Origin of the sequence: Micromonospora sonneratiae (assembly GCF_042679305.1) — a bacterium.
Classification (GTDB): Bacteria; Actinomycetota; Actinomycetes; order Mycobacteriales; family Micromonosporaceae; genus Micromonospora_H; species Micromonospora_H sonneratiae.
The window spans coordinates 18,683-30,949 of the sequence record NZ_JBHTMP010000075.1; the positions used below are offsets into that span (position 1 = coordinate 18,683).

Annotated in this window: 10 protein-coding genes and 1 tRNA gene; 8 read left to right on the top strand and 3 right to left on the bottom strand. The window is 69.4% G+C overall.

Features of this window, described 5'->3' with window-relative positions:
- Positions 1-124 precede the first annotated feature (124 nt).
- Positions 125-1,072, top strand: a complete 948-nt coding sequence (locus tag ACFQ4H_RS30135) for a threonine ammonia-lyase (RefSeq protein ID WP_377577544.1) — start codon at positions 125-127, stop codon at positions 1,070-1,072.
- Between the two features lie 101 nt (positions 1,073-1,173).
- On the opposite strand, the gene ACFQ4H_RS30140 is transcribed toward ACFQ4H_RS30135, so the two are convergent.
- The gene (locus tag ACFQ4H_RS30140; RefSeq protein ID WP_377577547.1) at positions 1,174-3,276 is read right to left on the bottom strand and encodes a S9 family peptidase; all 2,103 of its coding nucleotides are present in this window, start codon (positions 3,274-3,276) and stop codon (positions 1,174-1,176) included.
- 131 nt (positions 3,277-3,407) lie between these two features.
- On the opposite strand from ACFQ4H_RS30140, the gene ACFQ4H_RS30145 reads away from it, so the two are divergent.
- The gene (locus ACFQ4H_RS30145) at positions 3,408-4,730 is read left to right on the top strand and encodes an FAD-binding oxidoreductase (RefSeq protein WP_377577550.1); all 1,323 of its coding nucleotides are present in this window, start codon (positions 3,408-3,410) and stop codon (positions 4,728-4,730) included.
- A gap of 45 nt (positions 4,731-4,775) precedes the next feature.
- On the opposite strand, the gene ACFQ4H_RS30150 is transcribed toward ACFQ4H_RS30145, so the two are convergent.
- Together ACFQ4H_RS30150 and ACFQ4H_RS30155 are read right to left on the bottom strand one after the other, a co-directional pair.
- A complete protein-coding gene (locus ACFQ4H_RS30150) occupies positions 4,776-5,375 on the bottom strand; it encodes a class I SAM-dependent methyltransferase (RefSeq protein WP_377577553.1) in 600 nt (199 codons plus the stop codon).
- 30 nt (positions 5,376-5,405) lie between these two features.
- Complete coding sequence (locus ACFQ4H_RS30155) at positions 5,406-6,812, bottom strand: rhodanese-like domain-containing protein (RefSeq protein ID WP_377577556.1); 1,407 nt, start codon at positions 6,810-6,812, stop codon at positions 5,406-5,408.
- Between the two features lie 231 nt (positions 6,813-7,043).
- Here ACFQ4H_RS30155 and ACFQ4H_RS30160 point away from each other — a divergent pair, with 231 nt between their 5' ends.
- The 6 genes from ACFQ4H_RS30160 to ACFQ4H_RS30185 all read left to right on the top strand — a co-directional run bounded on the left by ACFQ4H_RS30160 (position 7,044) and on the right by ACFQ4H_RS30185 (position 12,187).
- Entirely contained in the window at positions 7,044-7,436 is a 393-nt protein-coding gene (locus ACFQ4H_RS30160; protein ID WP_377577559.1) for a DUF302 domain-containing protein, read from the top strand.
- A gap of 73 nt (positions 7,437-7,509) precedes the next feature.
- Positions 7,510-7,584 (top strand) — tRNA-Lys (locus ACFQ4H_RS30165).
- Positions 7,585-7,873: 289 nt separating this feature from the next.
- Positions 7,874-9,058, top strand: coding sequence for a cytochrome P450 (locus ACFQ4H_RS30170; RefSeq protein WP_377577562.1), 1,185 nt, complete (start codon positions 7,874-7,876; stop codon positions 9,056-9,058).
- A 161-nt stretch (positions 9,059-9,219) separates the two neighbouring features.
- Positions 9,220-9,966, top strand: coding sequence for a class I SAM-dependent methyltransferase (locus ACFQ4H_RS30175; RefSeq protein WP_377577565.1), 747 nt, complete (start codon positions 9,220-9,222; stop codon positions 9,964-9,966).
- A complete protein-coding gene (locus ACFQ4H_RS30180) occupies positions 9,963-10,970 on the top strand; it encodes an aspartyl/asparaginyl beta-hydroxylase domain-containing protein (RefSeq protein WP_377577567.1) in 1,008 nt (335 codons plus the stop codon). Before ACFQ4H_RS30175 ends, ACFQ4H_RS30180 begins: the two co-directional genes overlap by 4 nt.
- Entirely contained in the window at positions 10,967-12,187 is a 1,221-nt protein-coding gene (locus tag ACFQ4H_RS30185; protein WP_377577570.1) for a cytochrome P450 family protein, read from the top strand. The genes ACFQ4H_RS30180 and ACFQ4H_RS30185 overlap by 4 nt, the downstream gene beginning before the upstream one ends.
- Positions 12,188-12,267: the final 80 nt, after the last annotated feature.

Consider the following 12,267-nt stretch of genomic DNA (forward strand, 5'->3'; position numbering starts at 1 on the left):
AGTTGCGCGAGGCACTTTGCGAAATTCTAGTCTTTCGCCCGATTGATCCCAGTAAGGATCGCCAATCTCAACGTCGTCACATCGAACATGTCCCGGCCCGGTCACCAGGCGGCAGGATGTCCTGATGGATCTCGTCACGCTCGACCACGTCCGAGCAGCGGCGGCCGACATCGCCGACGTTGTCGTCCGTACCCCGCTACTGCCCTGTCGATGGGACGAGCGGCTCCTGCTCAAACCGGAGAGCCTCCAGCCGGTCGGCTCCTTCAAGCTCCGCGGTGCCACCCACGCGGTGGCCCGGCTGAGCGCCGAACAGCGGGCCCGGGGCGTCGTCACCCACTCGTCCGGCAACCACGGGCAGGCGCTGGCGTACGCGGCCCGGGCCGCCGCCGCGCCGTGCACCGTGGTAATCCCCGAGAACGCACCGACCGTCAAGATCGAGCAGGTACGGGCGCTCGACGCCGAAGTGGTACTGGTGCCGCCCGCCGAGCGGCTGACAACCGCCGAGCGGATCGTCACCGAGCAGGGGCGGACCATGATCCCGCCGTACGACGACCGCCGGGTGATCGCCGGGCAGGGCACCGTCGGGCTGGAGATCATCGAGGACCTGCCCGAGGTCGAGGTGGTCCTGGTCCCGGTCGGTGGCGGTGGTCTCGCCTCCGGGGTGTCCACCGCGATCAGGGCGGTACGCCCGTCGGTCGCGGTCATCGGCGTCGAGCCGGAGTACGCCGCCGACGCACGACAGTCGCTGGCCGCCGGTGAGGTGGTCGTCTGGGAACCGGCCCGGACCCAGCGCACCAGCGCCGACGGACTCCGTACCAGCCTGTCGACGCTCACCTTCGCACACCTGCGGGAGCGGCTCGACGGCATCGTGACGGTCACCGAGGACGAGATCGCCGCCGCCATGGCCCGCCTCGCCCGGGAAGCCCGGCTGGTCGTCGAGCCCAGCGGCGCGGTGGCCGCCGCCGCTCACATGTTCCGGGGCGACGAACTGCCAACCGGCCGTACCGTCGCGGTGGTCACCGGCGGAAACGTGGATCCGGCCCGGCTGTCGGCGGCGCTCACCGCACCGTAGACCATCCGTCCCGGGAGAGTGGCTGTCCGGCGACGGACAGCCACTCGCTCCGAAGCACGTGGGGTGACCGGATCAGGCGATGTTCTGACGGTCCAGGACCGTCAGGCGATGCCCTGACGATCCAGGATCCAGGCGGCCATGAACGCCTCTTCCTTCCAGGCGTTGTAGCGTCCGCTCGGCCCGCCGTGCCCGGCCCCCATCTCGGTCTTCAACAGGTACGACCCGCCGGGTGCCACGGCCCGCAGTCGGGCGATCCACTTCGCCGGTTCGTGGTAGAGCACCCGGGTGTCGTTCAGGCTGGTCATCGCCAGGATCGCCGGATAGTCCACGGCCGACACGTTCTCGTACGGCGAGTACGACTTCATGTAGGCGTACACCTCGGGGTCGGCCAGCGGGTTGCCCCACTCCTCCCACTCCGTGACAGTCAACGGCAGGGACGGATCCAGGATCGAGGTGAGCGGGTCGACGAACGGCACCTGGGCGACGATGCCGGCGAAGGCGTCCGGTGCGAGGTTGGCGATCGCGCCCATCAGCAGGCCGCCGGCGGAGGCCCCCCGGGCGACCAGTCGCTCGCTCGACGTCCAGCCGGACTTGACCAGGTGCCGGGCGCAGGCCACGAAGTCGGTGAAGGTGTTCTTCTTGGCCAGCATCTTCCCTTCGGTGTACCAGCGCCGGCCCAGTTCGCCACCGCCCCGGATGTGTGCGACGGCGAAGACGACCCCACGGTCCAACAGGGACAGTCGGGGGATCGAGAACCAGGGGTCCATGCTGGCTTCGTACGACCCGTAGCCGTAGATGACGCAGGGGGCCGATCCGTCCTGTGGCGTACCGGCGCGGCAGACCAGCGAGATCGGCACCCGGGTGCCGTCGTCGGCCAGTGCCCACTCCCGGTGCTGCTCGTAGGCGGCCGGGTCGAACGGCTGCCCGTCCGGGCCGGGCAGCACCGCCTGCTGCTTGCGTAGCACCATCGACCGGGTCACCAGGTCGTAGTCGTAGACCGAGTCCGGCGTGATCAGCGAGGTGTACCGGTAACGGATGACGCTGGTGTGGTAGTCCGGATTGGCGTCCAGCCCCACGCTGTGGATCGGCTCGGGGAAGTCGATGTCGTACGGCTCGGTGCTGCCGACCGTGAGCACCCGGATCCCGGTCAGCCCCTCGGTACGCAGCGAAACGACGATGTGGTTGGCGAAGGCGTCGACCGACTCCAACCGGGTACCGGGCGAGTGCTCGATCATGGGTACCCAGTCACCGGGCGAGTCAGCCGACGTGTACGCCAGCGCGAAGTCCTCCGCACCGTCGTTGTGCAGGATCAGGAAACGGTGACCGTGGTGCTCGACCAGGTATTCGATGCCCTGCCGACGGGGCGCGACGACGGCCGGTTCACCCGTCGGGTTACCGGCCGGGATGACCCGTACCTCGCTGGTGACCTTGCTGTGGATGTCGATGAGGATGAACTTCTCCGAGCGGGTGAGTTCGACGCCCACCCAGAACCGCTCGTCGGTCTCCTCGTAGACGATGACATCGTCGCTGGCCGGCGTGCCGACGACGTGCCGCCACACCCGGTTTGGCCGCCAGGCCTCGTCCACGGTCAGGTAGAACAGGATGGAGCCGTCGGCCGACCAGGCGGTGCCGTAGAAGGTGTCCGGCACCTCGTCGGGCAGGACCTCACCGGTCTGGAGGTCCTTGACCCGCAGGGTGAACCGCTCGTCGCCGGCGAAGTCCGTGGAGTAGGCCAGCCACCGACCGTCCGGACTGACGTCGAAGGTGCCCAGGGCGAAGAAGTCGTGCCCCTCGGCCAGCACGTTGCCGTCGAGCAGGATCTCCTCGCCGTCCAACGGCGCGCCGTCGTCCGCCATCGGCGGATCGGTCTCACCGTCACGGACCGCCCGCCGGCACCGGATGCCGTACTGCTGGCCCTCGACCGTACGCAGGTAGTACCAGTAGTCGCCCTTGCGGGCCGGCACCGACAGATCGGTCTCCTGGGTACGCTGCTTCGTCTCCGTGAACAGCGTCTCCCGCAACGCCGCCAGATGCGCGGTGCTGGCCTCGGTGTAGGCGTTCTCTGCCGCCAGATGGGCGACCGTCTCGGGGTCGTCCTTGCCGGCCAGCCACGCGTACTCGTCGACGAACGTGTCGCCATGGTGAATGCGCTCGGTCGGAACCCGCTTGGCGACGGGGGCACCGGCAGTCGTCTCGGTCGTCACGCCGGCCACGTTACCGCCGCGACACGCCGTCCGCGATGCCGCACGGCCGGTGAGCGGCACCGGAGACAACGTCCCGCTCGGCCATCGCACACGGTCATTGTGAATGATTCGTACATCTGTACGATGGCCGCGTGGTGGATGACAAGAGATCAACCCCTCAGCGAAGGTCTGCAGACATCACCCGCCGGCTCGCCGGCATCTGTGGTCCCGGTTTCGCCCGTGCTGCCGGCGCAGCAGACGGGGTGGCCGGCGCGCCGGCCCGCTGGGTGGCGGTCCCCGGCACCGTCGACGCCGTCGGCGCGGTCCTCGACGTCGCGGCCGACGAGGAACTCGCGGTGGTGCCGCGCGGTGCCGGTACGAAGATCGACTGGGGCGCGGCACCGTCCCGGGTGGACATCGTGCTGGACACCGGCCGACTGGCCGGCATCGGGCACTGGTCACCGGGCGAACAGACCGTCGAGGTGGGTGCGGGCACTCCGCTGCGCTCGGTCCAGGCCGTGCTGGCACAGGGCCGGCACCGGCTGGCGATGGACGCCCCGTCCACCGACGCGACGATCGGTGGGGTGCTCTCCGCCGACGAGACAGGCCCACTGCACCACCGGTACGGCACACCGGGCCAGCAGGTGGTCGGCATGAGTTACGTCGATTCCGCCGGCGTACCGAGCCAGGCCGGGAACAGGGCGGCGGCCGGCGATCCGGTCGGCGGGCACGACCTGACCAGGTTGCTGTGCGGGTCGCAGGGTGCGCTGGGCGTGCTGGTCTCCGCCACGCTACGGGTGCAGCCCCTGCCGGCCAGCCGGATCTGGGTGTCCGGTCCGGTACGTAACCCGTCGCAGGTGCAGGAGTTGGTCGGCGAACTGGTCGCGACCACCCTCGCCCCGTCCGCCGTCGAACTCGACCTACCCGCCGTCGACGTCGGGCGGCTGGCCCCGCGCCGGCAGCGCCCCAACCCACCGATCGGCAGCCTCGTCGTACTGCTGGAGGGTGATCCGACCGACGTGGCCGAGCGTGCTGCCTGGCTGGTCGACCTGTTCGACGACGACGCGGAGGTCACGGACGCCCCACCGGACTGGTGGAGTCGCTACCCGTTCGGTCCCGAGGACGTGGCGCTGCGCATCGACGCGCCAGCCGGTGACCTGCACGCCGCCCTGTACGCCCTACGGGACGTCGTCGGCGCGCCGGTCCCGGTACGTGGCGCTGCCGGGCTGGGCCTCGTCCACGCCGCCCTGCCGGGCAGCATGTCGCCGGGGCGGGTGACATCCGTACTCGACGCCGTACGTAGGGTGCTGCTGGCCCGGGCTGGCAGTTGCGTGGTGGTCTCCGCTCCGCCGCAGGTCCGGGACGCCGTCGACCTGTGGGGCGATCTTCCCGGCCTGCCCGCTCTGCGCCAGGTCAAGGAGCGGTTCGACCCGTACCGACGGTTGGCACCGGGCCGACTGCCGGGTGGGATCTGACAGCCGGGTGGGATCTGACAGCCGGGTGGGATCTGACGGCCGACCTCAGCTGTGCGTGGCCACGACGACCGTGTCGAGTGCGTCCGTGGTCCGGCCGTCGACCACGACCGGCCGGCGGGCGGTCTCGGCCCGTCGGATGTGCAGCCCGTCCAGCGAGGTGACGATCCTGTCCGGCGTGTACAACACGGCCGGATCCTGCGGGCCACCCGTCCCGTCGGTCAGATTTGCCAGATCGTGCCCGACAACGAGCAGGGTGCCCCCCGTGGCCAGGCCGGTCTGTGCCCGCGCCAGCACGCTCGTCAACTCGGCGGCGGGCAGGTGCAGGTACGCGACGAGCACGACGTTGAAAGCGTCGGCCGGCGGCACGTAGTCGAGTACGTCGGCGACCTGCCACTGCACCGACACGCCCCGCTCGTCGGCGAGTTGCTGCCCCCGTCGTACGGCGACCGGCGAGAAGTCGACCGCGGTGACCTGCCAGCCGGTGCCAGCCAGCCAGATCGCGTTACGCCCCTCGCCCGCCGCCAGGTCGAGCGCCGTACCGGCCGGTAGTGCGGTGAGTTCCTCGACCACGAACCGGTTCGGCTCACCGGTCCAGACGAGTTCGGGCGATGCCGCGTACCGGGCGTCCCACTCGGTGCTGTCCATCGCTGCCCCCTTCAACTGATCCACTCGTCCTCAGCGCGTGTCAGCCGCCATCCGGATACCGGCCGGCGCGGCATGCGCGAACATGTCGTCGATGAGGACGACCTGCCGACCGGCGTTGGCCAGCAGCGACACGCTGGCGGCGGCCCGGTAGCCCGAGCCGCAGTGCACCCAGACCGTACCTTCGGGCACGTCCGTCAGGCGGCTCGGCAGTTCGGGCAGCGGAACGTGCACGGCTCCCTCGATGTGGCTGGCCCGCCACTCGTTGGTCAGCCGTACGTCCAGCACCACCTCGGGCGCGGGCAGGCCGGCCGCTACCTTTCCGTCGAGGGCGGCGGCCAGCGTGGGGAAGTCCACCACGAACAGTTCGCGCAGCCGTCCGGAGTCGGCGGCCCAGTCCCGCGGCTGACCGGTCGCTACGGCTGCCGGCCGGTCGATGCCGATCCGTACCAGTTCACGCTGTGCTTCGGCGATCTGTTCCGGGGTCTCGGCCAGCAGGGTGACCGGCACGCCCCACTCGATGAGCCAGCCGAGCCAGGTGGACATCGGCCCGTCCAGGCCGAGGCTGACCGTCCCGGCCAGGTGCGACGAGGCGTACGCCCGGCGGTGTCGCAGGTCGACCACCCACTGCCCGGCGGCGATGCGTTCGCGCAGTTCGGCGGCGTCGGCGCGAGCGACCGGGGTCAGGTCGACCGGGGCCGGGCCGTTGGTGTTGGCCACGCCCATGTGCGCGTAGTAGGCCGGATAAACGTCGAGACCGGCCAGGGTCTCGGTCACGAACTCGTCGGCGGCCAGTTGCAGGACGGGGTTTGCCGTCCGTTCCCGTCCGATGGTGGATTCGGGGGCGTCGGCCTGGCTGGCGGAGCAGAAGCTGCCGAAGCCGTGTGTCGGCCAGATCTGAGTGCCGTCGGGCAACAGGTCGGCCAGCCGTCGGGCGGAGGCGTACTGGTGGTGGGCCAACTCGTTGGCGTACTCCCCACCCAGCAGGTCGGTACGTCCGGTGGTGCCGAACAGCAGGGATCCGCCGGTGAACACCCCCACCGGGGCCCAGTCACCGTCCCCAGCCGGCTCGTCGAGCACGTACGACAGGTGGTGGAAGGTGTGGCCCGGGGTGGCGAGGACGCGTAGTCGCATGGCGTCGGAGATCCCGACCTCGTCGCCGTCGGCGACCGCCCGCCGCTCGAAGGCCACCGCGTCCTCGGCGGAGATCAGGTATTCCGCCCCGGTGGTGCGGGCGAGTTCCAGGCCGCCGGAGACGTAGTCATTGTGGATGTGCGTCTCGACCACGTGGGTGATCCGTACGCCGAGTCGGCCGGCCAGTTCCGTCACCCGGTCGATGTCGCGCTGGGGGTCGACGACCACACCGAACCGGCCGTCGGACGCCAGATAACTCCGATCGCCCAGCGACGAGGTCGCGATCACTGTCACCTCTACTGCCATCTGCCCCACTCCCTCGTAACCGCCGTGTACCCCTGGGGGTGTTTCGGGGACACGCGTCACCCTCTGCCGGGCGTGCTGTCGTGGATACCCACCGGCTGCGGGGATCACCCACCCGGAGGTCGGTTCACCCGGCGACCACTGGAAGAACCGTCGGGGGCGGGCCGGAGAAAGGGCGAATACACCTCGCCGCTCCTCGCCGGACCGGCAGTATCTTCACAAGGAGGTGGAAACATGACGTACGACATCAGTGTCCGCATAGAGGCTGACTTCTCTTCCACCGTCGAACGGGTACGAGCGGCCCTCGCGGACCAGGGATTCGGCGTTCTCACGGAGATCGACATGAGGGCGACGCTTCACGCCAAGCTCGGCGTCGAGTTGGAGAACTACCTGATCCTCGGTGCCTGCAACCCACAGTTGGCGTATGCGGCGGTCGAGATCGACCGGAACATCGGCCTGCTGCTGCCGTGCAACGTCGTCATCCGCGCCGACGGTCCCGAGGCAACCCTCGTCCAGGCGCTCGACCCGCAGGTGATGGTACGACTCACCGGACGCGACGAACTCCGTACGGTCGCCGACGAGGCCACCCGCCGCCTACAGGCAGCACTGGCCGGGCTGACCGACTGAGCGACGAGCACCCCGCAGGCAGCAGGAAGCCACAAGACCGGAGGACCAGGCATCCGGTAACCTAAGCGCGCACGGGCCGCTAGCTCAATGGCAGAGCTGTGGACTTTTAATCCATAGGTTCGGGGTTCGAGTCCCCGGCGGCCCACCACGTAGACATCCTCCGCCCAGCAACTGCTGGCCGCCCGGGGCAACGTCCGGTTCGCAACCCCCCAGGCACAGGCAACCTCCCGGCCCCACACCGGCAACCGGCGGCAGCGCCAGGTCCACGAACCCTGAGCACCGGGACGTCCGGGGGTGCCGCAATCATCAGCCACCACCCCCTTTCGGATCTTCCACACATCTGATTCAATACACCTACTTCGATACATCGAAGCATATCAATAACCGGTAACACCCAAGCTCACAAGGCTCATACCTGTCACCGGGGGTACACCTTCATGGTCCTGCGCGACATCGACGACGACATCGACATCGACGATCCGATCCGGTCGCTGGTACGGCCCGACATCCTGCCCGATCCTTACCCAACCTACACGCGGCTCCGCGACCGGCAACCGATCTTCTTCTATGAACCCCTCCAGTCCTGGATGCTCACCCGGTACGCCGACTGCGTAGCCGTCCTGCGGGACAGCGAGCGCTTCGCCGCTGACTGGCGGCGGGCCGGCGAGGAAATGCCGCCCCAGGCCATCAGCGTGCAGACCCTCGATCCCCCCGAACACACGGCGATCCGTCGGCTGGTCATGGAGGCGCTGAGGGTCGTCGACCACGACGCCATCACCCGGAAGGTCGCCGACCGGGTCAGCCAGCTACTCGCCAGCGCCGCCAACCGGCCCAGTGTCGACTTCATCGCCGAGGTGGCCGAGCCACTCACCGCCGGAACGATCGCCGACTTCCTCGGCGTACCGCAGCCGGAGCTGTCCTGGTTCGTGGCCGTGTCGAAGACCGTCGCCGACGGCATGGACGCCGGTCTGTGGCCGGAACTGGGGCCACCGGCGATGTCCGCCCGAGCCGAGTTGGCGGCCTTCACCGACAGTTGGTTGGTGGACCCGCCCGCCTCCGGGGTCGTCGCCCACATCGCCGTCCACATCGACCGGTCGGGCGTGGAACGAACCGTCGTCGCCAACACCCTTCGGGTGCTGCTGCACGCCGGCTTCGAGTCAGCCAGTCGGTTGTGCGGTCTCGCCGCCGCCGTGCTGCTGGGCGAGCCCCACCGACTGGACCTGTTCCGTCGTGCCGATCCGCACCTGGCCGTCGACGAACTCGTCCGCTTCACCTCCCCCGTACAGGCCACCGCCCGGGTCTGCGTCACCGACACCGAGCTCGACGGCGTACGGATATCGGCGGGGCAGGCGGTGACGCTGCTGCTCGGCGCGGCCAACCGGGATCCTGACCGGTTTCCCCAGCCGGACTCCTGGTGGCCGGAGCGCCGAGTCAACCCACACCTCGGGTTCGGGCGGGGCGCGCACTCCTGTCTCGGATCGCCATTCGCCGCTCTCCAGGCCCGCGCCCTCTTCTCCGCCCTCGCCGCCGAGCATCCGGCCGCGCGGCTGGTCGCCGACCCGGTCTTCCGCCCCAATCTCACCCTGCGTGGCCTCGACCGGTTGGACATCGCGCTGCGATAGCCCCGCCGAGGCCCCGATCCCAGCAAGAGGTGAAGGGAGGTGACCACCATGCGTTACTGGCACTGATCCACAGTGACGGTGTTCGTCGTACGCCCTCGAAACTGACCGAGGGCGTACGACGAATGCCCCTTCCCACCGGGTCGACGACGAAGGAGCCGACGATGGAAGCCCCCGATCCGTACGCGTTCGCGGCGGGCTACTACGACCTGTTCCGCAGAAACGAAGATGCGCTGCCCTCGGTGAAGTTCTTCGCGGACCTCGCCCCGCCCGGCGGGCACGCGCTTGAGATAGGCCCCGGCACCGGCCGCCTCACCCTGGCCGTCGCGGAACACGCGGCCAGCGTGCTCTGCCTCGAACGGTCCGCCACCATGCGGGCGGTCCTGCTGGCGAAGCTCGCCGAGCGGCCGGACCTACAGGCCCGGGTCACCGTCCTCGACGTCGCCGTGCCGCCGTTCCGGCTCGGCCGCCGGTTCGACTACGCCTACCTCGGCGGGGTGCTGGAACACGTACGACCGGCCGACCGGCCGAACCTGTTCCAGGCCCTCGCCGACCACCTCGTCGACGGTGGCCTACTGGCCATGGACATGGTGCTCAGGCAGCCGGCACCGGACTTCTCGGAACGCGTCGTCGACGAGGTCAGGGTGGGTGAATGCCGGTACGAACTCTCGGCGGCAGCCATCGCCCTCGGTGCCGACGAGTCCCGACTGACCTACACGTACCGCACGTTCCACGACGACCGGCTGATCGCGACCGAGAAGGTTCAGCGACCGCACCACATGCACCGACCCGACCCCGTCCTGGCCGATCTGGCCGCTGCCGGCCTGGTTCCGGCGCCGGGCCTGACCTTCGCCGGGGTAGCCGCAGACGACCCGGGTGGCGTCGTGGTACGTAGAGGGTCCCGGTCATGAATCCGGTACGGGCAGCCAAGTCCGCGCTACCGGCGGTTGCGCCACTGGATCGCCGGTACGACACCGTACGTCTCGTCGATGAGGTCCAGGCGTTACGGGACCGCCGCTGGCGGGCACAGCGGGCCTACGGCCAGGACGGACTCGCGGCCGAAGTGGAACTCGACTGGCGCATCCTGCCGCTACGGAGCCCGAACGGAGACCCGGGCCGTACCGATCCCGGCGGCGCCGGCCTCGACCCGTACGGCGACACCCCGTTGTTGGCCACCACGCCCTACCTGGCCAAGGTCCTGGCCAGCATCCCGGCACCGTTACGTGCGGTCCGGCTGATGTCCCTCGGTCCCGGCGTACGGGTACACGAGCACCGGGACGGCAAGTGCGGATACCCCTGGGGCGTCCTTCGACTGCATGTCCCGATCATCACCAACCCCGGTGCGGAACTGGTCATCGAGTCGCAGTCTTACCACTGGCCGGCGGGGCAGCTGTGGTTCGGCGACTTCGACCGACCGCACTACGTACGCAACGAGGGCACGGAAGACCGCATCCACCTCGTCATCGACTGCCTACTGACCCGGCGGCTGCTGGAACTGTTCCCGTCCTCCTATCTGGACCGGCTGCCCTGGCCGGACGTGCTGCTGGCCACCGATCCCGTACCCCTGTCCGACGCGGACCTGGCCGGATTGTCGTGCCGGTTCCCGGTGCCCGCCGGATTCCCCGAATGGGCCGAGGAGGAGCAGCCCGGTGACGCGCCGGACGTTCCGGGCCGGATCGACACGGACACCGGTCAGCCGGTGCTGGTGCTGGCCGACCGGCCCGCCTTCAAGCTGGTGCACCTGGGCCGGTACGAGTTCCGGTTGGAGGGCTGGACGGAGGAACGCACGCTCCTCGTGGACACGACCTCGCCCCAACCCACGGTCCGCTTCCGGGTACGGGAGGGCCGGCTGCTCACCGAGTCGGTACGGCCGGCCGTCGCCGCCCGTCCTGCCCTGAAAGGAGTGACCGCATGACGATCGCGGCCGAGTTCGACATTCCCGGCGACTTCTCCCAGCAGGACGACCCGTACTCGCTGCTGGACGCGATCCGGTCCAGTGGCCGGGTCCAGCAGGTCAAGCTGCGCGGCACCGTCGACATCTGGATCGTCACCGGGTACGACGAGGCGGTGACCGCCCTGAACGATCCCCGGTTCAGCAGCAGCCTCGAGTACGGCTCCTCGGTCATGCCGGGACCGGCGGCGGCCCGCCGTCGTCCCAACGTGCTGGCCTGGAGCATGCTGGCGGTGGACCCACCCGACCACACCCGGCTGCGGGGCATCGTGGCGAGGACGTTCACCGCCCGGCGGGTGGAGGCCCTCAGGCCGTACGTCCAGGAGCTCACCGACTCGCTGCTCGACGCCATCGAGCCGGCGGGCGCGGCCGACCTGATCGAGTCCCTGGCGTATCCGTTGCCCGTCGCGGTGATCTGTGAACTCCTTGGTGTGCCGTACGCGGACCGCAAGCTATTCCGGCGGTGGACGGTCGGTCTGGCCATGCCACCGGGCGACCCGGACACCCTTCGGCGGGCTGACGCGGCGAGGGCGGAGATGACCCGCTACTTCGAGGAACTGGTGCCCGCGAAACGCGCGAACCCGGGCGACGACCTGCTTTCCGCGTTGACCCAGGCGAACGTCGAGGAGCGGCTCACCGACACCGAGGTCGTCGCCATGGCGATCATGCTGTTGCTCTCCGGTCACGAGACGACGGTCTGTTTCATCGGCTCGGCGATCCTGGCGATGCTCCGCAATCCGGAACTCGCCTCGGCACTACGCCGTGATCCGACGATTCTGCCGAATGCCATCGAGGAGCTGCTCCGGCTGAACGGTCCGGTGACCCGAGGGGTGGCCCGGTTCACCAGGGACGAGGTCGAGATCGGCGGCGTACGGATTCCGGCCGGGCAGATGGTGGTGGTTTCGCTGGCCGCCGCCAACCGCGATCCGGCGCAGTTCCCCGTTCCTGAGGAATTGGACGTCACCCGGGAACGGATACCGCATCTGAGCTTCGGTCACGGCATGCACCACTGTCTGGGCCAGGCGCTGGCCCGCCAGCAGGCCACGGTCGTGCTCGGTTCCCTGGTACGACGATTCGACGATCTCACGTTGGCGAAACCGCTGGCCGAGTTGCGCCGGTGGCCGGGAATGCTCCGTGGCCTCGACGAACTGCCGGTGACCTTCCGGTCCGCCACGCCTTGATGAACCGTCCACGACACGGACCGGTTGATTGCGTGAACTGGCCCTGGAAACAGTTGTGGGCCACCCGAACGGGTGGCCCA

Coding starts and splice junctions, on each gene's coding strand:
- ACFQ4H_RS30155 (WP_377577556.1), bottom strand. CDS start 6,812: ATGGCAGTAGAGGTGACAGTGATCGCGACCTCGTCGCTGGGCGATCGG.
- ACFQ4H_RS30180 (WP_377577567.1), top strand. CDS start 9,963: ATGAATCCGGTACGGGCAGCCAAGTCCGCGCTACCGGCGGTTGCGCCA.
- ACFQ4H_RS30150 (WP_377577553.1), bottom strand. CDS start 5,375: ATGGACAGCACCGAGTGGGACGCCCGGTACGCGGCATCGCCCGAACTC.
- ACFQ4H_RS30170 (WP_377577562.1), top strand. CDS start 7,874: ATGGTCCTGCGCGACATCGACGACGACATCGACATCGACGATCCGATC.
- ACFQ4H_RS30175 (WP_377577565.1), top strand. CDS start 9,220: ATGGAAGCCCCCGATCCGTACGCGTTCGCGGCGGGCTACTACGACCTG.
- ACFQ4H_RS30185 (WP_377577570.1), top strand. CDS start 10,967: ATGACGATCGCGGCCGAGTTCGACATTCCCGGCGACTTCTCCCAGCAG.
- ACFQ4H_RS30160 (WP_377577559.1), top strand. CDS start 7,044: ATGACGTACGACATCAGTGTCCGCATAGAGGCTGACTTCTCTTCCACC.
- ACFQ4H_RS30135 (WP_377577544.1), top strand. CDS start 125: ATGGATCTCGTCACGCTCGACCACGTCCGAGCAGCGGCGGCCGACATC.